Annotated in this window: 25 protein-coding genes, 4 tRNA genes and 1 pseudogene; 19 read left to right on the top strand and 11 right to left on the bottom strand. The window is 54.5% G+C overall.

Annotated features, from left to right (window positions below; all coding sequences use genetic code 11):
* Positions 1-73 precede the first annotated feature (73 nt).
* Both JDW22_RS11300 and ppc read right to left on the bottom strand, forming a co-directional pair.
* Complete coding sequence (locus JDW22_RS11300) at positions 74-277, bottom strand: hypothetical protein (RefSeq protein ID WP_003793767.1); 204 nt, start codon at positions 275-277, stop codon at positions 74-76.
* A gap of 10 nt (positions 278-287) precedes the next feature.
* Positions 288-2,990 carry a phosphoenolpyruvate carboxylase gene (ppc, locus tag JDW22_RS11305; protein ID WP_003793765.1) on the bottom strand — a complete coding sequence of 901 codons (2,703 nt, stop codon included), beginning with the start codon at positions 2,988-2,990 and terminating at the stop codon, positions 288-290.
* 228 nt (positions 2,991-3,218) lie between these two features.
* Here ppc and JDW22_RS11310 point away from each other — a divergent pair.
* Positions 3,219-3,294 (top strand) — tRNA-Val (locus tag JDW22_RS11310).
* A 42-nt stretch (positions 3,295-3,336) separates the two neighbouring features.
* A tRNA-Asp gene (locus JDW22_RS11315) sits at positions 3,337-3,413 on the top strand.
* A gap of 148 nt (positions 3,414-3,561) precedes the next feature.
* On the opposite strand, the gene trxA is transcribed toward JDW22_RS11315, so the two are convergent.
* Positions 3,562-3,891 carry a thioredoxin TrxA gene (gene trxA / locus JDW22_RS11320; protein ID WP_003793764.1) on the bottom strand — a complete coding sequence of 110 codons (330 nt, stop codon included), beginning with the start codon at positions 3,889-3,891 and terminating at the stop codon, positions 3,562-3,564.
* Between the two features lie 197 nt (positions 3,892-4,088).
* On the opposite strand from trxA, the gene JDW22_RS11325 reads away from it, so the two are divergent.
* Positions 4,089-5,426: an anaerobic C4-dicarboxylate transporter gene (locus JDW22_RS11325; RefSeq protein WP_200523145.1), complete on the top strand. Its 1,338-nt coding sequence runs from the start codon at positions 4,089-4,091 to the stop codon at positions 5,424-5,426.
* Positions 5,427-5,518: 92 nt separating this feature from the next.
* Here JDW22_RS11325 and JDW22_RS11330 read toward each other — a convergent pair whose 3' ends face one another.
* Both JDW22_RS11330 and pncB read right to left on the bottom strand, forming a co-directional pair.
* Positions 5,519-5,770 (bottom strand): hypothetical protein, encoded by a 252-nt coding sequence (locus tag JDW22_RS11330; protein ID WP_200523146.1) that lies wholly within the window; start codon positions 5,768-5,770, stop codon positions 5,519-5,521.
* Between the two features lie 48 nt (positions 5,771-5,818).
* Complete coding sequence (gene pncB, locus JDW22_RS11335) at positions 5,819-7,018, bottom strand: nicotinate phosphoribosyltransferase (protein ID WP_200523215.1); 1,200 nt, start codon at positions 7,016-7,018, stop codon at positions 5,819-5,821.
* A 12-nt stretch (positions 7,019-7,030) separates the two neighbouring features.
* Here pncB and JDW22_RS11340 point away from each other — a divergent pair, with 12 nt between their 5' ends.
* On the top strand, positions 7,031-7,204 hold the full coding sequence (locus JDW22_RS11340) for a hypothetical protein (protein ID WP_200523147.1): 174 nt from the start codon (positions 7,031-7,033) through the stop codon (positions 7,202-7,204).
* Between the two features lie 73 nt (positions 7,205-7,277).
* Positions 7,278-9,098: a tetratricopeptide repeat protein gene (locus tag JDW22_RS11345; RefSeq protein ID WP_200523148.1), complete on the top strand. Its 1,821-nt coding sequence runs from the start codon at positions 7,278-7,280 to the stop codon at positions 9,096-9,098.
* A gap of 121 nt (positions 9,099-9,219) precedes the next feature.
* Here the strand turns inward: JDW22_RS11345 and JDW22_RS11350 are convergent, their stop codons facing one another.
* Positions 9,220-9,378 carry a hypothetical protein gene (locus JDW22_RS11350; RefSeq protein WP_003793752.1) on the bottom strand — a complete coding sequence of 53 codons (159 nt, stop codon included), beginning with the start codon at positions 9,376-9,378 and terminating at the stop codon, positions 9,220-9,222.
* Positions 9,379-9,413: 35 nt separating this feature from the next.
* Between JDW22_RS11350 and JDW22_RS11355 the strand changes: the two genes are divergently transcribed.
* The gene (locus tag JDW22_RS11355; protein ID WP_200523149.1) at positions 9,414-9,995 is read left to right on the top strand and encodes an outer membrane lipoprotein LolB; all 582 of its coding nucleotides are present in this window, start codon (positions 9,414-9,416) and stop codon (positions 9,993-9,995) included.
* 62 nt (positions 9,996-10,057) lie between these two features.
* Here JDW22_RS11355 and JDW22_RS14020 read toward each other — a convergent pair whose 3' ends face one another.
* On the bottom strand, positions 10,058-10,183 hold the full coding sequence (locus tag JDW22_RS14020) for a hypothetical protein (protein ID WP_268884244.1): 126 nt from the start codon (positions 10,181-10,183) through the stop codon (positions 10,058-10,060).
* Between JDW22_RS14020 and ispE the strand changes: the two are divergent.
* The 5 genes and pseudogenes from ispE to JDW22_RS11380 all read left to right on the top strand — a co-directional run bounded on the left by ispE (position 10,182) and on the right by JDW22_RS11380 (position 13,444).
* A pseudogene (gene ispE, locus JDW22_RS11360) lies at positions 10,182-11,059 on the top strand (4-(cytidine 5'-diphospho)-2-C-methyl-D-erythritol kinase). The gene JDW22_RS14020 and the pseudogene ispE sit on opposite strands and share 2 nt — an antisense overlap.
* Before the next feature lie 98 nt (positions 11,060-11,157).
* Positions 11,158-11,233 (top strand) — tRNA-Gln (locus JDW22_RS11365).
* A gap of 30 nt (positions 11,234-11,263) precedes the next feature.
* A tRNA-Gln gene (locus tag JDW22_RS11370) sits at positions 11,264-11,339 on the top strand.
* Positions 11,340-11,545: 206 nt separating this feature from the next.
* Complete coding sequence (locus JDW22_RS11375; RefSeq protein ID WP_200523216.1) at positions 11,546-12,532, top strand: ribose-phosphate pyrophosphokinase; 987 nt, start codon at positions 11,546-11,548, stop codon at positions 12,530-12,532.
* A gap of 339 nt (positions 12,533-12,871) precedes the next feature.
* Positions 12,872-13,444: a 50S ribosomal protein L25/general stress protein Ctc gene (locus JDW22_RS11380; RefSeq protein ID WP_200523150.1), complete on the top strand. Its 573-nt coding sequence runs from the start codon at positions 12,872-12,874 to the stop codon at positions 13,442-13,444.
* 72 nt (positions 13,445-13,516) lie between these two features.
* Here the strand turns inward: JDW22_RS11380 and JDW22_RS11385 are convergent, their stop codons facing one another.
* Positions 13,517-14,050 carry a hypothetical protein gene (locus tag JDW22_RS11385; RefSeq protein ID WP_003793743.1) on the bottom strand — a complete coding sequence of 178 codons (534 nt, stop codon included), beginning with the start codon at positions 14,048-14,050 and terminating at the stop codon, positions 13,517-13,519.
* 159 nt (positions 14,051-14,209) lie between these two features.
* On the opposite strand from JDW22_RS11385, the gene sppA reads away from it, so the two are divergent.
* From sppA to JDW22_RS11400, 3 genes are all read left to right on the top strand, one after another.
* Entirely contained in the window at positions 14,210-15,211 is a 1,002-nt protein-coding gene (sppA, locus tag JDW22_RS11390) for a signal peptide peptidase SppA (RefSeq protein WP_200523151.1), read from the top strand.
* 279 nt (positions 15,212-15,490) lie between these two features.
* Entirely contained in the window at positions 15,491-16,189 is a 699-nt protein-coding gene (locus tag JDW22_RS11395; RefSeq protein ID WP_040558094.1) for a YceI family protein, read from the top strand.
* 65 nt (positions 16,190-16,254) lie between these two features.
* Positions 16,255-16,479 (top strand): hypothetical protein, encoded by a 225-nt coding sequence (locus tag JDW22_RS11400; protein WP_200523152.1) that lies wholly within the window; start codon positions 16,255-16,257, stop codon positions 16,477-16,479.
* Here the strand turns inward: JDW22_RS11400 and JDW22_RS11405 are convergent.
* Together JDW22_RS11405 and JDW22_RS11410 are read right to left on the bottom strand one after the other, a co-directional pair.
* The gene (locus JDW22_RS11405) at positions 16,428-16,892 is read right to left on the bottom strand and encodes a DUF1877 family protein (protein ID WP_200523153.1); all 465 of its coding nucleotides are present in this window, start codon (positions 16,890-16,892) and stop codon (positions 16,428-16,430) included. The two genes, JDW22_RS11400 and JDW22_RS11405, sit on opposite strands and share 52 nt — an antisense overlap.
* Positions 16,893-17,016: 124 nt before the next feature.
* Positions 17,017-18,210 (bottom strand): amino acid aminotransferase, encoded by a 1,194-nt coding sequence (locus JDW22_RS11410; RefSeq protein WP_200523154.1) that lies wholly within the window; start codon positions 18,208-18,210, stop codon positions 17,017-17,019.
* A gap of 251 nt (positions 18,211-18,461) precedes the next feature.
* Here JDW22_RS11410 and JDW22_RS11415 point away from each other — a divergent pair, with 251 nt between their 5' ends.
* Positions 18,462-18,602, top strand: a complete 141-nt coding sequence (locus JDW22_RS11415; RefSeq protein ID WP_200523155.1) for a hypothetical protein — start codon at positions 18,462-18,464, stop codon at positions 18,600-18,602.
* Positions 18,603-18,890: 288 nt separating this feature from the next.
* Here the strand turns inward: JDW22_RS11415 and ribF are convergent, their stop codons facing one another.
* A complete protein-coding gene (gene ribF / locus JDW22_RS11420) occupies positions 18,891-19,838 on the bottom strand; it encodes a bifunctional riboflavin kinase/FAD synthetase (RefSeq protein ID WP_200523156.1) in 948 nt (315 codons plus the stop codon).
* A gap of 145 nt (positions 19,839-19,983) precedes the next feature.
* Between ribF and JDW22_RS11425 the strand changes: the two genes are divergently transcribed.
* The 4 genes from JDW22_RS11425 (at position 19,984) to JDW22_RS11440 (ending at position 25,770) form a co-directional block, all read left to right on the top strand.
* Positions 19,984-20,733, top strand: coding sequence for an amino acid ABC transporter permease (locus tag JDW22_RS11425; protein WP_200523217.1), 750 nt, complete (start codon positions 19,984-19,986; stop codon positions 20,731-20,733).
* Positions 20,734-21,020: 287 nt separating this feature from the next.
* Positions 21,021-24,095 carry a formate dehydrogenase-N subunit alpha gene (fdnG, locus tag JDW22_RS11430; RefSeq protein ID WP_200523218.1) on the top strand — a complete coding sequence of 1,025 codons (3,075 nt, stop codon included), beginning with the start codon at positions 21,021-21,023 and terminating at the stop codon, positions 24,093-24,095.
* Between the two features lie 11 nt (positions 24,096-24,106).
* A complete protein-coding gene (gene fdxH / locus JDW22_RS11435) occupies positions 24,107-25,021 on the top strand; it encodes a formate dehydrogenase subunit beta (RefSeq protein WP_200523157.1) in 915 nt (304 codons plus the stop codon).
* Positions 25,021-25,770, top strand: coding sequence for a formate dehydrogenase subunit gamma (locus JDW22_RS11440; RefSeq protein ID WP_200523158.1), 750 nt, complete (start codon positions 25,021-25,023; stop codon positions 25,768-25,770). Before fdxH ends, JDW22_RS11440 begins: the two co-directional genes overlap by 1 nt.
* The last annotated feature ends 156 nt before the right edge of the window (positions 25,771-25,926 follow it).

Here is a 25,926-nt window from a genome sequence, read left to right on the forward strand (position 1 = left end):
CGGGTGGGCGTTTGGGACTGCGCTGGGATGCGTTGCGCTTGTTTTCAGGCTGCCTTTAAGGTGGTTTGCAGGGTTAAACGGTGCGTGGCAAAGCCACATACCCTACTTTTAGATTGTTTGCCATAGGCAGCCTGAAAACAAATTTATGGACTTCTACAAGACTAAAATCATTCAAACGATTGGACAACAATCCACCGTCTTTATTGTGCATCTTGTTTTCAGGCTGCCCTTGATTACTTGCCATAGGCAGCCTGAAAACAAAAATGGAACGGTTCATCGCCAACCGCCTAACCCGTATTCCGCAACCCCTGCGCCACGCCGTTAATCGTTTGATGCACCATTTGCAACACGCGCTCGTTGTTCGGTTCTTGCCGCAGCTTGCGCAACAGGGCAACTTGCAAGCCACCCAGCGCGTTCAAATACGGGATGCGCAGCGCAAGGCTACGGGCGAGTGGTCGGTTGTCGGCGAGCAGGGTTTCGGTTTGCAAAATATCCAGCAGGGCTTTCAGGCTGCGTTGGTATTCGGCTTTGATGGTGGCGAAAATGTCTGCGCCGTGTTCGTTGTCTTGGCTGAGCGCGGCATAGTGTTCGGCGAGCGTGAGATCGGTTTTCGCCATCACCTGCTCCATATTGGAGAGCATGGCGCGGAAAAAGCGGTTTTCCTGCGCGTGCTGTTGTAGCATTTTCAGGCTGCCTGAATCTTGTTCGCACAACTCTTGCACCGCGCTGCCAAAACCATACCACGCGGGCAGCATCAAGCGGTTTTGCGTCCAAGAAAATACCCACGGAATCGCGCGCAAATCTTGTATCCGCGCCAAAGTTTTGCGGCTGGCGGGGCGACTGCCAAGATTTAGGCTGGCGATTTGCTCAATCGGGCTGGTTTGCAAGAAATAATCAATAAAGCCTTGCCGCGTAATCAAGGCGCGATAGTGGGCAAACGAGCTTTCGGACAACGCATTCATCAGCTTAACATCGGGATCGGGCGCGGCGGGCAGCAGCGTGGCTTCCAGCGTGGCGGCAACGAGCGCGGCAAGGTTGTGCTGGGCGTTGCTGTCGTCGCCATATTTGGCGGTGAGCACTTCGCCTTGCTCGGTGATGCGGATTTGCCCACCCACGCTGCCCGCAGGTTGCGCCAAAATGGCTTGGTAAGATGGCCCGCCGCCACGCCCCACACTGCCGCCGCGCCCGTGGAACAAGCGGATGCGGATGTTGTGTTGCCGAAACAGGCGCACCAAGCCAATCTCGGCTTGGTATAAGCCCCAAGTGCTGCTGATGTAGCCGCCGTCTTTATTGCTATCCGAATAGCCAAGCATGATTTCTTGGATATTGTCGCGGCTGGCAACCAAGGCGCGATACCAATCGTTGCTAAACAGCGTTTGCATCACGGGCACGGCGTTGGCAAGCGCTTCAATCGTTTCAAACAGGGGAACGATATTGATGCGGCTTTCAGGCTGCCCATCGCGCAGCGCGAGCAAGCCCGTTTCTTTTAAGATTAACGCCAGCGCGAGCAAATCGCTGGGCTGCTCGCAGTTGGAAATAATGCTTTGCGTGATGGCGTCTTCGCCAAAGGCATCCTTGATTTTGCGCGCTTCGTGGAAAATCGCCAGCTCGCGCTGCGTTTCTTCGCTGTATGCGATAAACGGCGTGTACAGCGGGCGTTGGTGCTGCAATTCGCGCAGCAAAACTGCTTGTTTTTCGTTTTCAGGCAGCCGCAGATAATCTTCCAAATCGGCAGCCTGAAACAGCTCGGCGACCACGTTGGCGTGTTTTTCCGCGTGCTGACGCAAATCCAACGGCATCAAATGAAAACCGCACACCGAAGCGGTGCGGATGATGTCGGCAATGCGCCCGTTTGCCAACGCTTCACTGCGGTTGTCGCGCAAAGAATTCTGCAAGGTGCGCAAATCGCGCAAAAATTCCGCCGCGTCAGCATACGGCTCGCCCACGCCAAAACGGCAGCCCAACGGCGCGCCCAATTCATGCGCCTTGCCCACCATGCGCGCCATCACATAAGCCACCGCGCGGCGATACGGCTCTTCCTGCCGCGCCACTTCGGTATCAGGCGTTTTGGCAGACAACACCAACACCCCATCGCTCACATTCACCCGCCGAATGGATAGCGGCAACTCCTGATACAGCGCGTCCAACTCACGGCGGTAATAATGAAACGCCGTGTTCGCGTGATGGCGAAACGCATCGCGCAAAGTCTGCGCCGACACAAACGGATTACCGTCTCTGTCGCCGCCAATCCAGCCGCCGATTTTCAACACATCGGGAATGCGAATCTGCGGATAGGCAGCCTGAAAATGCTTTTCCATGTCGCGGTACACGCGCGGCAGCGCGCTAAAAAAGCTGCGCGGAAAAATGTTTACCCCGTTTTGGATTTCACTTTGCACGCTCAATTTGAAATGCCGCGTCTCGCTGGTTTGCCACAAAGTCAGCAACACAATATTCATCTCGCGCTGCAACTCGCTCATCTCGTCCGCGCTGCGACACAACTCGCGCCGCGGCAACAATTCACGAATCTTGCGATGCGACACCAGCACCGCCTGCCGTTGCACCTCGGTGGGATGCGCGGTCAAAACAGGGCTCACCAGCGTGTGGTTCAACACATCCTGCACCACCTCCTGCGCGATTTGCTCCGCTTGCAGCTTGCGCACCGTTTCCGCAATGCTGCCATCCTGCGCCGCGCTGCCCTGTTGCTCGTGCACCAAGCGGCGGCGTTCATGATGCACATCCTCGGCAATGTTTAAAATCTGCGCAAAAATGCCCACCGCCGTGATTAAATTTTCCGTTTGCTCATCCGACAAACTGGGCAGCAGCTCGGTAATAATCTTGCTGCTGTCTTGCGCGTTCGCCAAAATTTTCAGCGCATTGACCACAATTTCATCGGCATGATTGTCTAACACGGCATACAGCGACGCGGTCATAAACTCCGCATCGGCAAGCAATTCGGCATCTTTGGGATTGTTTAACAGAGAAAGTTGCATGGCGGGCTTTCGTTGAGTGCAATAAAGATGAGGGATTGTAGCGCGGAATGGCGGGGGCGTTAAGGTGCGTTAAGCAATTTGCCGCGCAAGGCAGCCTGAAACCGCCCTTTCGCAACGCAAAAATATTCGCCCAATATTCATGGCGTTATTTTGCCCGCCGCAAAAACCGCTTGCGCCAAAACGCAGTTTTTGGTTTAATGCCGTCTTTCGCTGAACGGCGGAAACAATGGGTGATTAGCTCAGTTGGTAGAGCGTCTGCCTTACAAGCAGAATGTCGGCGGTTCGACTCCGTCATCACCCACCATTTTTTTATCGGTTGCTTTTGTAATTATTAGCAATTGATTGCGCGGTGGTAGCTCAGTTGGTTAGAGTACCGGCCTGTCACGCCGGTGGTCGCGGGTTCGAGCCCCGTCCACCGCGCCAAAATTTGAACCGCATCCGATACATAATGGATGCGGTTTTTTTGCGGCCGGCGGTCTTGCCTATTGCCCATGTTGCCAAAAAGGCAGCCTGAAAACGTTTTCTGTTTTCAGGCTGCCTTTTGTTGTTTATGTGTGTGTTTCGGTTTTTGTTATGCAATAGATGCGTTCAAGAAGGCTTCAAGCTGCGGTTTGGCCAATGCGCCCACTTTGTTGGCAACGTTTTTGCCGTCTTTGAAGACAATCATGGTGGGGATGCCGCGGATGCCGAACTGGGCGGGCACGCCTTGGTTTTCGTCCACATTCATTTTGGCGATTTTCACTTTGCCGTCGTATTCTTCGGCAAGCTGGTCCAGAATGGGGGCAATCATTTTGCAAGGCCCGCACCATGGTGCCCAAAAATCCAGCAGCACGGGAACGGAAGATTGCAGCACTTCGGCTTCAAATGTGGCATCGGTTACATGGATGATTTTGTCGCTCATTTTGTTTTCCTTAAATAGGGTTGGTGGGTTTGGACGGCTAAGATAAGGCTTTGCGGGCGGGATTGCAAGGGGAATTGTTTTTGATTATTTGCGAAATAGTGTTTTGTGGTTTTCAGGCTGCCTTGGCGGGGTTGGGTTTTTCAAAGTGTGGATAAGTGTTAAAATACGTTATTGTTTGTTTACAAATGGAGCTGATTATGTTGTTCGCGATTCAATTTGCGATTGTTTTGTTGTGTATTTTGGTGGGGGCGCAAGTGGGCGGCATCGGCTTGGGCGTGTTCGGCGGCTTGGGCTTGGCGGTGCTGACCTTCGGTTTCGGTTTGCAGCCCACCAGCCCGCCGATTGATGTGATGCTGATGATTATGGCGGTGGTGTCTGCGGCGGCGGCGATGCAGGCATCGGGCGGTTTGGATTATATGATTAAGGTGGCAACGCGCATTTTGCGCCGTAATCCGAAGCACATTACCTTTATCGCGCCGATGGTTACTTATTTGTTTACGGTGATGGCGGGCACGGGTCACGTGGCGTATTCGGTGCTGCCTGTGATTGCGGAAGTGAGCCGCCGCAACGGCATCCGCCCCGAGCGTCCGCTGTCGATGGCGGTGATTGCGTCGCAATTTGCGATTATCGCCAGCCCGATTGCGGCGGCGGTGGTAGCAACGGTGGCGTATTTGGAGCCGCAGGGGATTCATTTGGGCGATGTGTTGATGGTTACTGTGCCTTCTACCATTTTGGGGATTGGCTTGGCGTGCGTGATTGTGAACAAGCTGGGCAAGGAGTTGAAAGACGACCCCGAATACCAACGCCGTTTGCAAGACCCTGAATACGCGGCGGAATTTGCAGCAGCGGAAACGGATACGGACGACAAGATTGTGGTGGGCAAAAATGCCAAGCTGTCGCTGGGCATTTTCTTGGCGGCTTCGTTCTTGGTGGTGGTGATGGGCATGATGCCGTCGTTGCGCCCCGCTTTTGCGGATGATTCCGGCGCGATGAAGCCGCTGGGCATGGCGCATACGATTGAGATTGTGATGCTCTCGGCGGGTGCGTTGATTTTGTGGTTTTGCAAACCTGATAACCATGCGGTTACCAAAGGCTCGGTGTTCCATGCGGGGATGCGCGCGGTGATTGCGATTTTGGGCATTGCTTGGCTGGGCGACACGCTGATGCACGCGCACATGCCGATGCTGAAAGACACGGTGTCCGGCTTGGTGAACACTGCACCGTGGACGTTTGCTTTGGCGTTGTTTGTGTTTTCAGTGTTGGTGAACAGCCAAGGGGCAACGGTGGCGACGCTGTTTCCCATCGCGATTAAGCTGGGCGTGCCTGCGCCGATTATTATTGGCACGTTTGTGGCAGTGAATGGTTATTTCTTTGTGCCCAACTATGGCCCGATTATTGCGGCGATTGACTTTGATACCACGGGCACAACCAAAATTGGTAAGTTTATTTTCAATCACAGCTTTATGATTCCAGGCTTGCTGAGCTTGGCGTTTAGCTTGGTGTTTGAGCTGGCGTTGGCGAAGATGCTGTTATGATGGATTGACTGGATGGTTTTCAGGCTGCCTGTTGCGTGATAGGCAGCCTGAAAGTTTATTTTGGATGAACTGTTACTGCTCCATTTTGCTTTTCAGGCTGCCTCTATGCGGTGAGGCAGTCTGAAAATATTTTGTGGATGATTGTTAGATTGGTTTGGGCGGCGTAAGGCAGCCTGAAAGTAAGTGAAGCGTGTTTCAATGATGCCAAACCCGTTTTCAGGCTGCCTTGAAGCATTGAAGCATTGTTTTTGGCGATGAACCGTTGTCATTTTATATTGGCTTTTCAGGCTGCCTACTACTTGCGATAGGCAGCCTGAAAACCTATTTAGGATGGCTGTTGGCATAACCCATATCGGCAGCCTGAAAATAAATTCCTCCGTTTTCAGGCTGCCTTACTCGTCTTTCACATCAAACACTTGGCGCAAATAGGCAAGAAATGTGTTGTTTTGCGTAAGCGTTTTGCCCGGGCTGTCGGAGAGCTTGGCAACCGATTGTCCATTGCATTCAACCAGTTTCAACACGATGTTGAGCGGCTCGTGTCCCATGTCGTTGGTGAGATTGGTGCCAATGCCGAAGCTGGTTTTGAAGCGCCCTTTGAAATATTGGTGCAAATCCCATGCGCGTTCCAAATCCAGCCCATCGCTGAATGTGAGCATTTTGGTGCGGCTGTCAATTTTCAGCTTTTGGTAGTGCGCGTAGGCTTTGTCGCCCCAAACATAAGGGTCGCCGCTGTCGTGGCGCAGTCCGTCAAACAGCTTGGCAAAATAAAGGTCAAAATCGCGCAAAAAGGCATCCATACCGACTACATCGGTGAGCGCGATGCCCAAATCGCCACGGTATTCGTGCACCCAAGCATCCAGCGCGGCTTTTTGGAAATCGCGCAGGCGCACATCCAGCGCTTGAAAGGCTTGCAAGAATTCGTGCGCCATCGTGCCGATGGGGGTGATGCCGAGTTCTTTGGCAAGGAGCACGTTGCTGGTGCCGCGCACTATATTGGGGGCAGCCTGAACGAAGGTTTGGATGACATGGCGCTGCCAGGCAAGGTTGTAGCGGCGGCGTGTGCCGAAATCAGACACCAGAAACGGCGGTGCGTCGGGCTCTTGCAGGGCGTCGTATTTTTTGAGCAATTGGACTTTCTCTTGCAAACGGCGCTCGCCTTCTTCCAGCACGGCAGGCGTTTCCAAGCGGCGGAAATACAGCTCGTTCACAATCGCGAGAATGTAAATCTCAAAAAACATGGCTTGGATAATCGGGCCTTCAATGCGGATGTTAAGCCGCCCTTGCTCGTCGCCCCAGATTTTCACGAAGCGGCGTTTGAGCTGGAAGAGTTCTAGATAATCCAGAAAATCGGATTTGATAAACCGTAAGCCGCGCAAATAGCCCAGCTCGTCTTGGCTTAGGCGCAGTTCGCACAGGGCGTTGAGCTCTTGTTCCAGCTCGGGGATGATGCTGGCAAGCGGGTAAACGGTTTCTTTGTTGCGGCAGCGGAATTCATACACGCCGTGCGCTTGGGGGAAACGGTGCAACACCACTTGCAACATGGTGAATTTGTATAAATCGGTATCCAGCAGGGATTGGATAATAGGCATGATAACGCCTCTTATTTGGGGAAAACGCGGATTGTAATGGATATGACGGCGATGGTGGGGATTTTAGCCCTGCGGCCGGGTTTTGCTTTTCAGGCTGCCGATTGCCGCCGCAAAGGCAGCCTGAAACCGGCGCGGCGCGTTTCAGCCCAGCCCACACGCCTGCCCTTTCCCCCGCTTGGCAAACAATGATAAAGTTACGCCCTTTCAACCAACCCGCATGCCGCCGCAAGCCATTCACCCACATCCCAACAAGAGACCCGCTATGCAACGCACCACCCAAACCCTTATCGCCCTCGCACTCTCCCTCGCTTTCGCAGGCAGCCTGAACGCCGCGCCCACCTCCGGCAGCCGCATCTACCGCCCCGCGCCCAAATACAAACTCACCCAAGCGGAGCGCGCCCAAGAAGACCAACGCCTCAGCCAAATCAGCAAACGCAGCCAAAGCCTGTTTGCCCTATCCTCCGCCGAAATGGCGCTCACCAAAGGCGACGTAAAATCCGCCCTCGGTTTATACATTTACACGCTTAATCAAACCAAAAGCTCCGATGTCGCCGAACGCGCCATGGACATCGCCATAGAAACGCATAACTATCCCATCGCCGAAGCCATCTACCAAGAATGGCGCAAAATCGAGCCCAACCCCAGCGCCGCGCAAAAACGCCTTGCATGGGTGCGCGCCCTTGCGCTGGGCGACACCGCCACCATCGTTGGCACGCTCAAAGAAACCCTTGCCAGCGCCGACGAAGCCCAACGCAGCCGCGCCTTTCTGCTGCTTGCCCAAGCCGCGCTGTCCAAAAACGACCTGCTGGTGCAAGGCAAAACCGTTGTGCACGAAGCCGCCCAACAATATCCCGACCTGCCCGAAGCCGCCGTTGCCGACATCTTCTTCAACAGCGGCGACGAAGCCATTGTGATTGCCGCGCTGCAACGCCTTGCCAAACACGATGCCGAAATCTCCCCGCCCACCCAGCTCACGCTGCAAGTCATCGTGCAAAACCATCCCAAAATCCTGACCAAATTCTTTGAAAAAACCGACCTCAGCACGCTGTCGCCCGTGTGGCAGCAGCTTGAAATAGAAAGCCTTATCCACAACGGCGACTACCGCAAAGCCCAACGCAAACTAGACAAACTGATTGCCAAAGACCCCAAAGCCGAACTCTATTTTCAGGCTGCCAAACTGGCGAACAAACGCAATCCCAAAAACATCAGCGACACCGCCCTGAACTACACCCGAGCCTACCAAATCGGCACATCCGAACAAAAATACCAAGCCGCCCTATCGCTTGCCCTGCTCTACGCCGGCAACCGAGACTACGACCAAGCCACCCAATGGGCGCAAAAAATTGATTCCGCCGACAACATCACCGACCGCGAAACCCTGCTCGCCAGCCTAGCCAGCGAACAAAAAAACTGGACGGTTGCCCTGCAACACGCCAAAACCGCGCTCGACAGCCAAATCACCAGCAAAAACCCCGTTTTCACCCGCCAAGAAATCAGCAGCCTATACGCCTACATCCTCACCCAATCGCAGCCGCCCGAACAAGCCCTTGCCGAAATCAACCGACAGCTCGCGCAACTGGACACGCAAAAATCCAGCCCCACCTACGCCATAGAACGCTCATCGCTCGTCTACCAACGCGGGCTGCTGTATTCCGACAAACTGGGGCAGCCTGAAAAAGCCGCCGCCGATTTCCGCACCTATCTCATCCACAACCCCGACAGCGCGCAAGGGCAAAACGCCCTCGGCTACAACCTGCTGGACATGGGCAAAGCCCATCTGCCCGAAGCCATAGCGCTCATCAGCGCCGCCTACCAAAAAGAACCCAACAACCCCCAAATCGCCGACAGCATGGGCTGGGCATACTACCAAAACGGCGAATACCAAAAAGCCCAAACCCTCCTCGCCCAAGCCTACGAGCAAGACAAAAACGCCGAAATCGGCGCGCACCTCGGCGCGGCGCTCTGGCAACTGGGCAAACACCGCCAAGCCAAAAAAATCTGGCAAGCCAGCTGGCAAAAAGAAGCCGGCAACCCCGCGCTGCAAAAAATCCTCAAAGAATTCAATATCAGCTTTGAGCAATAGTTTTCAGGCTGCCTACCGGAATGCGGTACATCATTCCAAAGGCAGCCTGAAAAGCCGTTCAACCACATTCAACCCCCAAAGGCAGCCTGAAAAACGAAATCCAGCGTAGCCAAACCCCGTTTCAGGCTGAAACCTTTGCAAAACCTACAACCAATGGAGCGTCGGCGGCTCGCCGACATCTCTTGGCAAACCAGTCAGTCATGCTCTGCTTAATCAGCCATTTGGCGGCGAGCCGCCGCCGTTCCATTCTAGATTTCAGGCTGCCGTTGGAGTTTTGCAAAAATTTCAGACTGCCTCATCCCAAAAAACCCCACCATGAAAAACACCATCAAAACCCTCGCCCCCCTCGCCCTCGCCCTCCTGCTCACCGCCTGCCCCAGCCACACCCCCCCCTCCCAATGGCAAGCCGCCAAACAAACCCAAACCTTCACCGCCACAGGACGGCTCAGCGTCAAACAAAACGACAAAGGCAGCTACGGCAACTTCGACTGGACGCGCACCCCCGCCGTAGAAACCATCAACATCAACACCCCGCTGGGCAACACCATCGGGCAGCTCTGCCAAGACCCCCAAGGCGTCATCGCCACCGACGCCAACGGCAAGACCTACCAAGCCGCCACCCCCGAGCAACTGAGCCAACAACTGCTCGGCTACCAAATCCCCATCCAATACCTGCACACATGGGCAACCGGCGGCTACCTACCCAACCACCCCCACAGCACCGAAGCCGACGGCAGCCTGAACCAGCTCGGCTGGAACATCAGCCGCACCACAAACCCCAACGGCAGCCCCCGCACCCTGCAACTGAAAAACAACCAACTCACCATCCGCATGGTCATCAGCGACATCGCCCCCACCAGCGACACCCCCGCCCATTGCACCGCCCGCCAAATCTAATCCCCCATCCCAAAAGCAGCCTGAAAACCATTGTCCACCCATTTTCAGGCTGCCCTTGGGTTTTATCGTGGAATCAATCCGCGTAGGATGTGTCGTTTTGCCACGCACCGTCCAGTTTGCACGCCCATTTTCACTTCGCCGAACATCGTTTCAGGCTGCCTATTTGCCCCACCCAGAAAGCCCGCCATGCTCCCCCCATCTCCCCACTACCCCGCCCCCGCCAAACTCAACCTAGACCTCCGCATCATCCGCCAACGCCCCGACGGCTACCACGACATAGAAAGCCTCTTCACCCTCATCAACCTTGCCGACACCCTCGCCATCGCCCCCCGCCACGACCACCAAATCATCCTCCACACCCCCCCCCCAACGTCCCCCCCGCCCAAGACCTTACCGTCCGCGCCGCCCAAGCCCTGCGTCAAGCCGTCCAAGGCAGCCTGAAAACAAGCGAAGCCCAAACCGCCCCACTCGGCGCAGACATCTGGCTGCACAAAACCATCCCCATGGGCGGCGGGCTCGGCGGCGGCAGCTCCAACGCCGCCACCGTACTCATCGTGCTCAACCAACTCTGGCAGCTCAACCTCAGCCCCGAACAACTCATCCAAATCGCCACCCCACTCGGCGCCGACGTTCCCTTTTTTGTTTACGGGCAAACCGCCTTCGCATGCGGCATCGGTGAGCAACTGCAACCCATCGCCATCCCCGAGCAACACTACGTCCTCGTCCGCCCCAACGTCCACATCCCTACCGCCCAAATCTTTCAACACCCCGACCTCCCACGCAACAGCCCCGGCACGCCCAACCCCAGCTACGCCGCCCTGCAACCCCTACGCAACGACATGCAAAACATCGTCCTGCAAAACTACCCCGCCGTTGCCGCCGCCTACCGCCAACTCCAAGCCCACGGCACCCCCCAGCTCACCGGCTCGGGCGCCTGCCTATTCCTGCCCACCGCCAGCCTGGAAGCCGCCGAATACATCCGAAGCCAACTCGCACCCAATCTGGAAAGCTGGGCCGTCAGCCCCCTGCCCGCCCACCCGCTCAAAACATATTTCCAAAAATAAACAAGTCCCTACCCGCAACATCTCACCCCCGTCTTGACAAAACCACACAAAACAACCATAATCCGCACTTTCATTTTTTCATCATAAATGAAAACCGTTGGGGAGTCGTCAAGCGGTTAAGACACTGGATTTTGATTCCAGCATGCGAAGGTTCGAATCCTTCCTCCCCAGCCAAACATCTCCTTAGATTTAAAACAAAACCATTGGGGAGTCGTCAAGCGGTTAAGACACTGGATTTTGATTCCAGCATGCGAAGGTTCGAATCCTTCCTCCCCAGCCAAAATTAAGCGCGTATAGGCAACTATATGCGCTTAACCCATTTTAAGGCAGCCTGAAACAACAAAGCGTTTACGGAAAATTAACAAACCTAACAAAGCCTAACCCAATTCACGTATAATACCCGCGCTCGTTTGAGCAAGTAGCCCAACTGTAAAAGGAAGCACCATGTTTCCTACTTCAATCCAAACCCAAACCGCAGGTGAAGAAATGGCTTTTGACAGTTTAATGGTATTCACAGGCAACGCGAATCCCGAGTTAGCACACCGCGTCGCCAAACACTTGGATACACCCCTAGGCAACGCATCCGTAACCAAATTTTCCGACGGCGAAATCGCCATTGAGCTGCTGGAAAACGTGCGCGGGCGAGACGTATTTATCTTGCAGCCCACTTGCGCCCCCACCAACGACAACCTGATGGAAATTCTCACCATGGCCGATGCCCTCAAACGCGCATCCGCCGCGCGGATTACCGCCGCCATCCCCTATTTCGGCTATGCCCGCCAAGACCGCCGCCCGCGCAGCGCGCGCGTGCCCATTTCCGCCAAATTGGTTGCCAACATGCTCGCCACCGCAGGCATAGACCGCGTTTTGACCGTTGATTTGCACGCAGACCAAATCCAAGGCTTTTTTGATATTCCTGTGGACAACATCTACGCCACCCCCATTTTGACGCACGATGCCTCCAAGCAACACTTTGAAAACCTGATTGTGGTCAGCCCCGATATTGGCGGCGTGGTGCGGGCGCGCGCCGTTGCCAAAATACTCAACTGCGATTTGGCGATTATTGACAAACGCCGCCCCAAAGCCAATGTTGCCGAAGTGATGAACATCATCGGCGATGTATCAGGCAAAACCTGCCTGATGGTGGACGACATGATTGATACGGCGAACACTTTGTGCAAAGCCGCATCCGCGCTCAAAGAACGCGGCGCGGAGCGCGTGCTGGCTTATGCCACCCACCCCGTGTTCTCGGGCGCGGCGATTGAGCGTTTAAACTCGTCCGATATCGACCAAGTGGTCGTAACCGACTCCATTCCGCTTTCCGATGCGGCGCGCGTGAGCAGCAAAATCCGCCAAGTCAGCATCGCAGGCTTGCTGGCGGAAACTATCCGCCGCATCAGCAACGAAGAATCGGTTTCGTATCTCTTTAATGAAGAATTGGTTCAACCGGGGTCATTGTTTTTACCCAGTTGAGCAAACTATTGAGGCAGCCTGAAAACGAGTGAGGCGCGTTTCAGCCAAGCGAAAACAGCATCTAAACCCGTTTTCAGGCTGCCTTAATCTGTTAAACCAGAACCTGTATTCACTATTTGCATAGGTAGATTTGATGACATAAAAGCGTGGATACAAGGCAAAAAGCGCAACAAGGTTGAACACACCTTGCGAGCATTTTTAACGCAGTAGCCACGTTTTTAGGGCATTAAAGATGCCTATGAAAAGAGTAAATACAGGTTCGTAGGTTTAACCCACCGCAGAGTTGGTCGCAGCTCGGTAGCGGTTTTTCTTTTTAACTTTATTTTTAAAGGACTTACTATGTCTATTCAAATTCAAGCAACTGTTCGCGAAACGCAAGGTACGGGTGCGAGCCGCCGTCTGCGTAAAGAAGGTCTGGTGCCCGCCGTGGTTTACGGCGTGGGCGAAGCGCAAGCGATTGCGGTGGACCACAAACAAATGTTCTACGCGTTGGAAAAAGAATCGTTCTTCACCCAACTGTTGAAACTGAACATCAACGGCAAAGAGCAAGATGTCATCGTGCGCGATTACCAAATGCACCCTGTTAAACGCCAAGTGCAACACATTGACTTCCAAGCGGTAAACGTAAACGAGCCTTTGCGCATGCGCATTCCTGTTCACGTTGTGAACGCAGAAAAATCCAAAGCGGTTAAATTACAAAGCGGCCGCGTGGCTTTGCTGACAACCGTGGTGGATGTGATTGTTGATCCGAAAAACATCCCTGCGGCGATTGAGCTGGACTGCGAAAACGTGGAGGCGGGCGACATTTTGCACTTGTCTGATTTGAAACTGCCCGAGGGCGTGCAAAGCGTGGCTTTGAAACGCGGCAGCAATTTGGCAATTGCCAATGTGAGCGGCAAAAAAGGCGCGTAATCTAACGCTTTAAAACAAAAAAGGCAGTCTGAAAACGAGAAATACCGTTTTCGGCTGCCTTTTCGTTTGCGTTTAACCATCCGTGTGCAGGATGGTTTGGGCGGGGTTTTCAGGCTGCCGGTTGTGCGGCGGCACGGCAAAGGCAACCCGTTTGCGCAGCCGCCGCTGTTGCCGCCAAACGTTCCATGCCAGCAACACAAGAAAAGGCTGGCAGGCGGCAACAATCAGATAGCGCAGCGGGTCGGCGGCGATGTGGAGCCTGCCTTGCAGCGCGTTGGCGATTGCCCAGCCCCACAGCCACACCGACGGCAGCGAAAAAGCAAGCACCACGAGCATGGCGCTCACGCGCGGGATGGTGGGGGCGAGCAGGTAGCCGTGGCTGCCGAGCCTGTGCATTTTGAACAGCGACAAAATGGACAGGATAACGAGCAGCGCCATGCCGCCGTTCACCAGCACCTGTATCCAGCCAAACGCGAATTCGGGCGAAACGGGCAAGCCGTCGTTGGGCGCGGGCGTGGCGGCGGGCAGCAGCGCGTTTTTCACGTTGAGCGCGACATTCCACGCCAAATCAAGCATCACAATCCATGCGGCCAAGCGTTTTATCATGTGTGTTTCCTGTTTTCAGGCTGCCAAAAGGAGGGGCATTCTAGCATTGTTGCGGATGCGGAAACAGGGTTCGCCCGCCCTGCCCCGCCGATTGGCTGATGCAGGCAGCCTGAAACATCATTACAATAGCGTTTTTTTCATTTTTTAAGGAATCGCATCATGCCCTTTCGCCGCCGCAACCCCGAACAATCTTTGCCCGTTGATGATGAAAAATGGGCGCAAACCACGTTGAAAGACGTGCTGTTTGCCGCGTATCAAGAGCAGCGGCGGGCGCGTTTGTGGCGCAATATTTGGCGCGGCATCGGCGTGTTGGTTTTCTTGGCAATTGTGGCGGGTTCGCGCACGGGCAACGGCAACCACCCGAATGTGTCGGCGGGCAAGTTTACCAATATGCAGAAACCGCACACGGCGGTGGTGAACCTGAAAGGCGTGATTGGCGGCAACGACGAGCACGACCAAGTGAAGATTCTGCGCGAGGGCATGGAAGCGGCGTATAAAAACAATAACGTGAAAGCGATTTTGCTGCGCGCCAACAGCCCCGGCGGCTCGCCCGTGGTGTCCAATATCGCGTTTGAGGAGATTCGCCGCATGAAACGCGAACACGCGGATATTCCGGTTTATGTGGTGGCGGAGGATGTGTGCGCTTCGGGCTGCTACTACATCGCGGCGGCGGCGGATAAGATTTACGCCGACCCGTCCAGCCTGATGGGCAGCATCGGCGTGATTGGCAGCAGTTTTGACGTAACCGAGCTGATGCAGAAAATCGGCGTGAAGCGCCGCGTGCGCATTGCGGGCGACAACAAAGGCATGGGCGACCCGTTCACGCCCGAATCGCCCGAGCAGCAAGCGATTTTCCAGCAAATGCTTGACCAAGTGCACGCCGAATTCATCAAATCGGTGCGCGAGGGGCGCAACGGCAAGTTGAACGAAAAAGCGTATCCCGATTTGTTTAGCGGGCGCGTGTTCACCGGCATCGAGGCGAAAAAAGCAGGCTTGGTGGACGATTTGGGCAATATTTACAGCGTGGCGCGCGATGTGGTGAAAGCGCCCGACTTGGTGGACTACACGCCCGAAAACAACGATTTGGCATCGCTGTTGCAACGCGGCTTGGGCGCGCGGGTGCAGTTGAAATTGGAGGAATGGCTGCAACAGGGTTGGTAATATGTTTTCAGGCTGCCTTGGGATGGCAAAGGCAGCCTGAAAATAGGGTTTTTCACATGGCTAAAACGGCTTATAGTGCAATCTTCTGCGTTGCACCATAAGCCGTTTTTAGCGCGGGACAACAGTTTTTGTTTATCACTATCGCGATATTTAAAAATAAAAACTATAACTATGCCGATAGTGTGTAAAAATTTTCATGTCGTAATTAGATGTTTTGCCGCTATAAAATGCATCAATGCGGCATGTTTTTAGTTTTTAATTTCTGCAAAGGACCTCGTTATGAAACATAAACTTCTCCCGCTTTCTTTATTGTGCACGCTGGCGCTAGCCGCCTGCAACCCGCCGCAGCCCGCAGCCAACGCGTCTGAAACAGCGGCTTCGTCTGCCATGACTAGCCAGCCGATGGCGGCAAGCAGCGCGTCCATGAGCGGCAACGCCACGCAAGGCGCGGGCAACTGGGTTTCTAACGACAACCAAGTGCGCTTCACCAGCAGCAAAACCAACAAGCAAAACAAAACCATTGACGAAGAATCGTCTTTTGCCACATCTGCCGCCCAATTGTCTGCCGATGGCGCGTTTAGCATGAGCGTGGACCTTGCCAGCGTGAAAACCAATATTGACCTGCGCGACGAACGCCTGCGCGATTGGGTATTTGAAGTCGCCCAGTTTCCCAAAGCCGAAATCAGCGGCAAGATTGACATGAACGCCATCGGCAGCCTGAAAACGGGCGACAGCCTGCAACTGAAACAGCCGCTCACGCTGGATTTGCACGGCAGCAAACAAGACATTGAAGCCGAGCTGACGCTCAAACGCGGCGCCGACAACAGCATCAGCGTGGCAACCGCACAGCCTGTTGTGGTGGACGCGAAAAAATTGGGCATGAGCGGGGGCGTGGCGAAACTGGTGGAAGTGATGGGGCTGGCATCGATTAACGAGCAGATTCCCGTTACCTTCAACGGCACGTTTACGCGCCAGTAAGCATCAACCCGCACGCGCCATGCAAAAGACCGTTTGAACGCTCAACATTCAAATGGTCTTTTTGCTTGCGGCAGCCTGAAAACAGGCTGCGGGCGTTTTCAGGCTGCCTGAGCGGTTTTGGCATTCAAGGCAGCCTGAAAACCCATCCATTCAGCAAAAAAACCGTTTGGCACGACACCAAACGGTTTTATTTTCAGGCTGCCTCACATCGCAAAGGCAGCCTGAAACCGTATCTGCATCACATCCGCGACACCATCACGCCCGCGCCCAACGCGGCGGCTTCGCGGTAAAACGCGCGCAGTTCGGCAAAACATGCTTGGCAACGCGCGCGCAGACCGGCGGTATCGTCTTGGCGGTCGTAGCCTTGCAACGCGGCGGCGTGTTGCGTGATGAGCGCGTTTATATCGGCGCGGTCTAACGCGGCGGCGATTTCGGCAACCTGCGCGGCGGGCGTGGCGAAAATGGACGCGTCAAACGCATCGTCTTCATCGTCCGCGCCCAAGAGCACGCTGCCGATAACGGCTTCGCTGAGCGGGTCGCCGTCGATGAAATCATCTGCGCCGGTTAAGGCAAGGTGCAGCAGCAGGCTGTCTTTTTCCAAGCCGTATTCGGCAAGTTCGGTGTCGTTTTCGCCGTCGCCGTCGTGGATAACGGCATCAATATAGTCAGCGGGATAGGCGGTGTAGTTGGCGATGATGCCCATGGGGTTTCCTTTCTGTTGGGATTGGGATTTCAGGCTGCCTGATGATAACGATAAGGCAGCCTGAAAGCGAGTTTTCGAGCTTCTGCGAAGCTAAAACCGACTTTCAGGCTGCCTCAACCGTGTTTTACAACACCTTCACAATACACTCGCACAGATAGCGGATATTCGCCTCGGTAATCCCCGCCACGTTAATCCGCCCACTGCGCACGGCATAGATGGCGAATTCGTCGCGCAATCTGTCCACCTGTTCGGCGGTCAAGCCACTGAACGAGAACATGCCGTTTTGGCGCACGATAAAGCCGAAATCTTGTTTCGCGCCATATTCTTGCAGCAAATCCGCAAATTTTTGCCGCATGGCTTTGATGCGCGCGCGCATTTCGTCCAGCTCGGCAATCCATTGCGCTTTGAGTTCTGCGTCTTGCAACACCATGGCTACGGTTGTGCCGCCGTGCGATGCGGGGTTGGAATACAGCGTGCGGATGATGGTTTTCACTTGGCTGAACGCCCGCGCGGCGGTTTCTTCGTTGTCCGCCACCAGCGTGAACGCGCCCACGCGCTCGTTATACATGCCGAAATTTTTGGAATACGAGCTGGCAATCAGCACTTCGCGGTTGTGTTGCAAAAAGACGCGCAAGCCGTAGGCATCTTGTTCCAAGCCGTTGGCAAAGCCTTGATAGGCAAAGTCAAACAGCGGCAGCCAGCCTTGCTTGGCAGACATTTCCGCCAGCGCCGCCCATTGCTCGGGCGTGGGGTCGATGCCGGTGGGGTTGTGGCAGCAGCCGTGCAGCAGCACCACGTCGCCCGCCTGCGCTTGCGCCAAATCGGCAAGCATGCCGTCCCAATCCAGCCCGTGCGCGGCGGGGTCGTAGTAGCGGTAATCGCGGATGTTGATGCCGACGGCTTTGAAAATGGCGTTGTGGTTGGGCCATGTGGGCGCGGAAATCCACACGTTTTGCGCGGCGGTGTGGCGTTTGATAAATTCGGCGGCGATGCGCAATGCGCCTGTGCCGCCTAGGCTTTGCGCGGTTTTGGCGCGGCGGCTGGCGATGATTTCGTGGTCTGCGCCAAATAGCAGCTCTTGCGTGGCGGCGTTGTAGGCGGCTACGCCGTCGATGCCGAGGTAGTTTTTGCTGTTTTCGCTGGCGAGCAGGCGGGTTTCGGCGGCTTTGACGGCGCGGAGAATGGGGGTTTGCCCGTTGGCATCTTTGTACACGCCGATGCCGAGATTGACTTTTTCGGCACGGGTTTCGGCTTTGAAGGCTTCGCCTAAGCCTAGAATGGGGTCGGCGGGGGCGGCGGAGATTGAGTCAAAAAACATGGGATTTCCTTTGTTTACGGGGTTGAGACGGGAAAATTATACGCTGGATTGTGGGGGCGGTGGGGGCGATGAGGCAGCCTGAAAACCGCGGGCTGCAATGGCAATGGCAATGAAGCCCAAACGAATTTGAACAAAGCGGGGATGGAATGTGAACGGTGCACCGTTGCTGCTTTGTTTGGGTGGTTTGCGGAAGGGGGGAAATGTGTTTTCAGGCTGCCTCTGCGGATGGGTATATCTAGGGCAGCCTGAAAATGGATGGGCGCGTGAACGCGGGCGCAGATGTTGGGCAGCCTGAAACGCTTATCCGCGCTTCTTACGGCTTGCTGGCAAGCCGTGCGCTGGCATGGTGGATGGGGGGAATGGGGCGATACGCCATTGTTGCAGCACCGTGACGAACTTTGTTTTCAGGCTGCCTCTGTATTGTAAACAGGGTTAGGCAGCCTGAAACGGTGCAACGCTACACAAACCTATTTTCAGGCTGCCTTTGGCTGTAAATAGGATGAGGCAGCCTGAAACGGCTTACCGCTGCACAAACCCATTTTCAGGCTGCCTTTGCTTGCAAGCTAACCATTTGGCGACGAGCCGTCGCCGTTCCATCGCGTAATCTGTTTTCAGGCTGCCTCTGTATTGTAAGCAGGGTTAGGCAGCCTGAAACCATGTGTAGCCGTGTAACCCCATTTTCAGGCTGCCTCTGCATCCCGATGCGCCTGATGCCACGCCCTCGCCGTTTCAATATCCTGCGCAATTTGCGTTTGCAAGGCGGCAATACTGTCAAACTTGGCTTCATCGCGCAGTTTATGCAAAAAGGTTACTTGGATGCGCTCGCCGTAGAGGCAGCCTGAAAAGTCAAACAGATGCACTTCCAGCTTGGCTTCGGGCGTGTGCGACACGGTGGGGTTGGTGCCAAACGATGCCACGCCTGCGCATTCGCCAAAGCTGCCCTTGGCGCGCACCACAAACACGCCGCTCAATGGATAGCGGTGCAGCGGCAAATGCACGTTGGCGGTGGGGCAGCCGATGGTGCGCCCCAGCTTTTTGCCGTGTTTAACGTGGCCGCTTAATGTGTAAGGATGCCCGAGCATTTGGTTGGCGGCGGCAACATCGCCCAATTGCAAGGCTTGGCGGATGGCGGTGCTGCTGGCGCGTTCGCCCGCAATCAAAATGCTGGGCGTGCGCTCGGTTTCAAAATCGCGTTGCGCGGCAAGCAGGTTGAAATCGCCGCCGCGCCCTTTGCCAAAGCGAAAATCGTCGCCAATCAGCAAATAGCGCGTGTTGAGCTGCGCGCGCAAAATGGTTTGGATAAATTGCTCGGCAGTTTGCGCGGCAAATTGCGGGTTAAAGCGTTGCACCCACACGCTGTTTACGCTGCCCGTTTGCTGCAAAAGCTGGATTTTGTCGCGCAGCGGTGTGATGCGTTGCGGCAGCGGGCGGTTGGCTTGGCGGCTAAAAAATTCGTTGGGCTGGGGTTCAAAAATAATGGCGACGCTATGCAACTGGCGTGCTTGGGCTTCGCGGGCGAGGCGTTGCAAAATGTGGCGATGCCCTGTGTGCACGCCGTCAAAATTGCCAATGGTTACCGCGCTGGGCAGCAGCGGCGCGGGGAGTTGTTGTCCAAACCAAATGTTCATAGTTAATTTAGGTTAAAAAAAGAAAGAATTGTAAGGGAGTTGGTGGGTTTTGTGGATGCTTGCTTACAAGTTTTCAGGTAAAATCATCCGTTTTTACGTTGTTTGTATTGGCTGGTTTTTTATGATTGCAGATATTTGCGCTAACCTGAATTTTCGCTGCGATGTGATTTACGAATATCGCCATATGTTCTTAACGGGGGCGGTGGCCACCGTGGTCATTACGGTGATTGCTACGTTATTTGGCACAATTTTGGGCACGATTGGCGCGCTGATGCGGATTATGCGCTTTGAAAATGGCAATGTGTTTATGCGCGCGTTTGCGTGGCTTTGTCGCACGATTTCTTGGCTTTATATAACGTTTTTCCGCGGCACACCGATGTATGTGCAGATTTTTATTTGGTATTTCGTGTGGTTTGTGGCGTTGGTGCATCCGCAGCATGGCTTGATTGTGAGCGGGGCAGAAGCGGTGGCGTTGCGCCGAGAATATGGCGCATGGATTGCGGGCTGCTTGGCTTTAACGGCTAACACAGGCGCATACATCACCGAAATCTTCCGTGCAGGCATTCAATCCATTGACAAAGGGCAAATGGAAGCCGCCCGCTCATTGGGGCTCACTTATCCGCAAGCCATGCGCTTTATTATTCTGCCGCAAGCGTTGCGCCGTATGCTGCCACCTTTGGCAAACGAATTTATCACGCTGCTGAAAGACAGCTCGCTGCTGGCGATGATTGCCGTGCCCGAGTTGGCGTATGTGCAAAAAACCATTTCGGGGCGGTATTCCATTTACGAAGAACCGCTGTACACCGTGGCATTGGTGTATTTGGCGATGACGATTTGCTTATCCGCATTCTTCTCTTGGCTGGAAAAACGGTTTAGCACGGGGCATCGGAAATAGTTTGATAAACCATGTGAGGCAGCCTGAAAACGTGTTGAGTGCGTTTTCAGGCTGCCTTGCTTATCCACCCAAATAACTAGTTCACCACAATACAAAGAGTTAATAAGCGTAAAAACCGCACATATTCTTTTAACAAAAATCAACAATTCAAGTAAAATAACATCCAATTACACCAATAAGCCGAGTTTCACCAGCGGGGTTTGCTCAACTAAGCCAAAAGAACAACCCCAGTGATAAACCCGCCACAAAGGCAGCCTGAAAAAGCCGCCAACACAAGGAACTACACCATGAACGTAACCAGACGGCAGTTCTTCAAAGTAACTGCTGCGGGCGCAGGCGCAACCACCCTTGCCGCCGTGGGTTTACTGCCCACCAATGCGTTCGCAGAAGTTCGTCAATACAAGCTCACCGCCGCATCTCAGGCGCGCAACAACTGCACCTACTGTTCCGTAGGCTGCGGCACCATCCTATACAGCATGGGCGATGGCGCAAAAAACGCCAAGAGAAAAATCTTTCACATTGAAGGCGACCCCGACCATCCCGTGTCGCGCGGCTCGCTGTGCCCCAAAGGCGCATCGCTGGTAGATTTTGTCAACAGCCCCAACCGCATTCAATATCCCGAAGTGCGCGAGCCATTCAGCAACGAATGGAAACGCATCTCGTGGCAAGAAGCCCTAGACCGCATCGCCCGCCACATCAAAAACGAGCGCGACGCATCGTTCCAAGAAAAAACCGCTGATGGCGTAACCGTAAACCGCTTAGAAACCATCGGCATGCTGGCGGCATCGGCATCATCCAACGAAACAGGCATTCTCACCGTGAAATTTGCCCGCGCGCTCGGGCTGATTGCGCTGGACACCCAAGCGCGTGTGTGCCACGGTCCGACCGTATCTGCCTTGGCATCCACCTTTGGGCGCGGCGCGATGACCAACACCTTTGTGGACATCCAAAACGCCGATTTCATTATGGTGATGGGGGGCAACGCCGCCGAAGCGCATCCCGTGGGCTTCAAATGGGTGATTGAAGCGAAAAAACGCAAAGGCACCAAGCTGTTTGTGGTGGACCCGCGTTTTAACCGCACCGCATCGGTTGCCGATTTTTACGCACCCATCAGAGCAGGTTCAGACATCGCCTTTTTGGGTGCGCTGATTAACTGGCTGATTGAAAACGATAAAATCCAATGGGAATACGTTAAAAACTACACCAATGCTTCGTTTATCGTGGCAGATGGTTTTGATTTTAACGATGGCTTGTTCACAGGCGCAAAAGACCCCAATGGGCAGCCTGAAAACACCCACGGTACGTTCTACGACAAAGAAACATGGTTCTACGCGCTAGACGAAAACGGCTACGCCCAAACCGACCCCACGTTGCAACATCCGCGCTGCGTGTTCCAAATGATGAAAAAACATTATTCCCGCTACACGCTGGATATGATGACCACCATTTGCGGCACCAGCAAAGAAGATTTCCTAAAAGTTGCCCAAGCGTGGGGCGAAATGTCCGCGCCCAATAAAGCAGGCACTATTTTGTATGCCCTAGGCTGGACGCAGCATTCCTACGGCGCGCAAAACATCCGCACCATGGCGATGATTCAGCTTCTGCTGGGCAATATTGGGATGTCGGGCGGCGGCGTGAATGCCCTGCGCGGACACTCCAACATCCAAGGCTTGTCGGATTTGGGCTTGCTGTCCACTTCGCTGCCAGGCTATCTGAACCTGCCAAGCGAAAAACAAGCCACGCTGCAAGATTATCTCAACGCCAACACGCCCAAAGCCTTGCAGCCCAACCAATTGAACTATTGGAAAAACACGCCCGCATTTTTCGTGAGCTTCCTAAAATGGATGTATGGTGATAACGCCACCGCCGAAAACAACTGGGCGTATGACTGGCTGCCCAAATACCAAAAAATGTACGACATCTTGCAGATTACCGAAGATATGTATCAAGGCAAGATGAAAGGCTTGCTGGTGCAAGGCTTTAACGCGCAAGGCTCGTTCCCCGATGCCAGCCGCGTAACCGAAGCCTTCTCCAAGCTCAAATTTATGGTGGTAATGGACCCACTGAAAACCGAAACCGCATCATTCTGGGAAAACCACGGCGATGCCCACACCACCGACCCCAGCAAAATCGGCACAGAAGTTTTCAGGCTGCCTACCCCCTGCTTTGCCGAAGAAGAAGGTTCTATTGTGAACTCGTCTCGCTGGCTGCAATGGCACCACCCCGGCGCCGACCCGCAAGGCGAATCGCTGCCCGATTTGGACATCCTAGGCGAGCTGTATCAACGCATCAAAGCCTTGTATGAAAAAGAAGGCGGCAAATGCCCCGAGCCGATTACCAAGCTATCGTGGAAATACGCCAAAGCACACGCGCCCAGCCCTGTTGAAATGGCAAAAGAATCCAACGGCTATGCCTTGGCAGATTTAAAAGATGCCGATGGCAACATTATCCGCAAAAAAGGCGAATTGCTAGATGGCTTTGCCCAACTGCGCGATGATGGCACTACCGAATGCGCCACATGGATTTTCTCTGGCTCGTGGACGCAAGCGGGCAACCAAATGGATAGACGCGATAACACCGACAGCGGCTTGGGCAACACGCCCAAATGGGCATGGGCTTGGCCAGCCAACCGCCGCATTTTGTATAACCGCGCTTCATGCGACCCCAGCGGCAAGCCGTGGGACGAACATCGCCAGCTTATCCAATGGGATGGCGCAAAATGGACAGGCGCAGACGTTTCCGACTTCAAAGCCGATGCTGCCCCCGATAGCGGCATGAATCCGTTTATCATGAACGAAGAAGGCGTGGGGCGTTTGTTTGCCGCGCGTAAACTGGTGGACGGGCCGTTCCCCGAGCATTACGAGCCATTGGAATCGCCCATCGGCACCAACCCCCTGCACCCCAAAATTGTGCAAACGCCTGCCATGCGCGTGTTTGACAGCATCAAAGACCGCATCGGCAAAGCCGAAGAGTTCCCTTATGTCGCCACCACCTATCGCCTAACCGAGCATTTCCAATTTTGGACGAAATCCGTGAAATTGTTGATGATTGGGCAGCCTGAACAATTCTGCGAAATCAGCGAAGAATTGGCAAAAGAAAAAGGCATTGAAAAAGGCGATTGGGTGAAAATCAGCAGCAAACGCGCGTGGATTAAAGTGCGTGCTGTGGTTACCAAACGTGTGAAACCCTTAACCATCAACGGCAAAACCGTACATCAAATCGGCATTCCGTTGCATGGCGGTTGGGAAAACGTATCTGGGCAAAAACAGTTTATCGTGAACACGCTCTCGCCATTTGTGGGCGACTGCAACACGCAAACGCCTGAATACAAAGCATTCTTGGTAAACATTGAAAAAGCATAAGGAGCGGCACCATGGCACTGCAATCATTAGACATCAAACGCCGTTCCGCCACGGCAGAAATCACGCCGCCCCCAGGGGTGCGCAAACCGATTGAAATCGCCAAGCTGATTGACGTAACCACCTGCATCGGCTGCAAAGCCTGCCAAATGGCGTGCTCCGAGTGGAACGACATCCGCGATGAAATCGGCACCAACCACGGCGTGTACGACAACCCGATTGATTTGACTTCCAAATCGTGGACGGTGATGCGCTTTGCCGAACACGAGGAAAACGGCAAATTGGAATGGCTTATCCGCAAAGACGGCTGTATGCACTGCGCCGACCCTGGTTGCCTGAAAGCCTGCCCATCCCCAGGGGCGATTATTCAATACGAAAACGGCATTGTGGATTTTCATCAAGAAAACTGCATTGGCTGCGGCTATTGCATCGCAGGCTGCCCGTTCAACATCCCGCGCATGGATAAAAAGGAAAACAAGGTTTACAAATGCACCTTGTGTTCCGACCGCGTGGCGGTGGGGCAAGAGCCCGCTTGCGTGAAAACCTGCCCCACAGGCGCGATTCAGTTTGGCAGCAAGGAAGACATGAAACAGCTTGCCGCCGCGCGCATCAAAGATTTGAACCATCGCGGCTACAAAAACGCGGGGTTGTACGACCCGCAAGGTGTGGGCGGCACTCATGTGATGTATGTGTTGCACCATGCCGACCGCCCCAGCTTGTATAAAGGGCTGCCTGAAAATCCACACATCAGCGCAACCGTTAAGCTGTGGAAAGGCTTGCTCAAACCATTGGCAACCTTCGGCATCGCCGCCGCCGTAGCAACGGGCTGGCTGCACTACATCACAGTGGGCCCCAACAAAGCCGAAGAAGAAGCCCCCGAAGTTATCGGCAAAGAGGGCGACATCTTGAAACGTGAGGAGGACGCATAATGAAAAAAGAACGCTTAATCCAACGCTACAAACGCGCCGAACGCTTTAACCACTGGGTGGTGGCGGGCTGTTTCGTGTTGCTCGCCATTTCGGGCTTGGCGTTTTTCTACCCCGCGTTTTTCTGGCTCACGGGCGTTTTCGGCACGCCGCAGCTGGCGCGCATGGTGCATCCGATTATCGGCGTGGTGATGTTTCTCGGCTTTTTCCGCCAGTTTTTGCGCTATTGGAAACACAACTTCATCAACAAGGAAGACATCAAATGGATGATGGCGGTGCCGCAAGTGCTCAACGGGCATGAAGTGGGCGATGTAGGCAAATACAACGGCGGGCAAAAGGGGATGTTTTGGCTGATGACCGGCTGCATGCTGGTGCTCGGCGTTACCGGCATCATCGCTTGGCGGCAGTATTTTTCGGGCTATTTTGCCATCAACACCGTGCGCCTTGCCCTGCTGCTGCACGCATGGGCGGCGACGATTCTGATTGCGGGCATTATTGTGCACGTGTACGCCGCCATTTGGATACGCGGCACGATTCGCGCCATGACCGAGGGCGTGGTTACGCAAACTTGGGCGAAAAAACACCACCCCAAATGGTATCGCGAAGTGATGGCCAGCGCGCATGAAACGCCGAGCGGCAACGGCAACGGCGACAACACAGGCTCAGGCGGCAATGCGACCGACAAGATGCAGCCTGAAAACGCGAACGAGCTGCCTGCCGTGCCTGCGGCAGGCAATCCACCACAGGCGTGATGGAAGTTTATCGCGCAGCATAAAAGGCAGCCTGAAAACTGGTTTACGCGGGTTTCAGGCTGCCTTTGTTTGGTAAAATGGGGGCGGTTGTTTGGGCTGGGGTGGGTGGCGTTTCAGGCTGCCTTTATTGTGCTGCATTTAGTAAACAGTAGGCAG

Origin of the sequence: Kingella bonacorsii, from assembly GCF_016623605.1 — a bacterium.
GTDB lineage: Bacteria > Pseudomonadota > Gammaproteobacteria > Burkholderiales > Neisseriaceae > Kingella_B > Kingella_B oralis.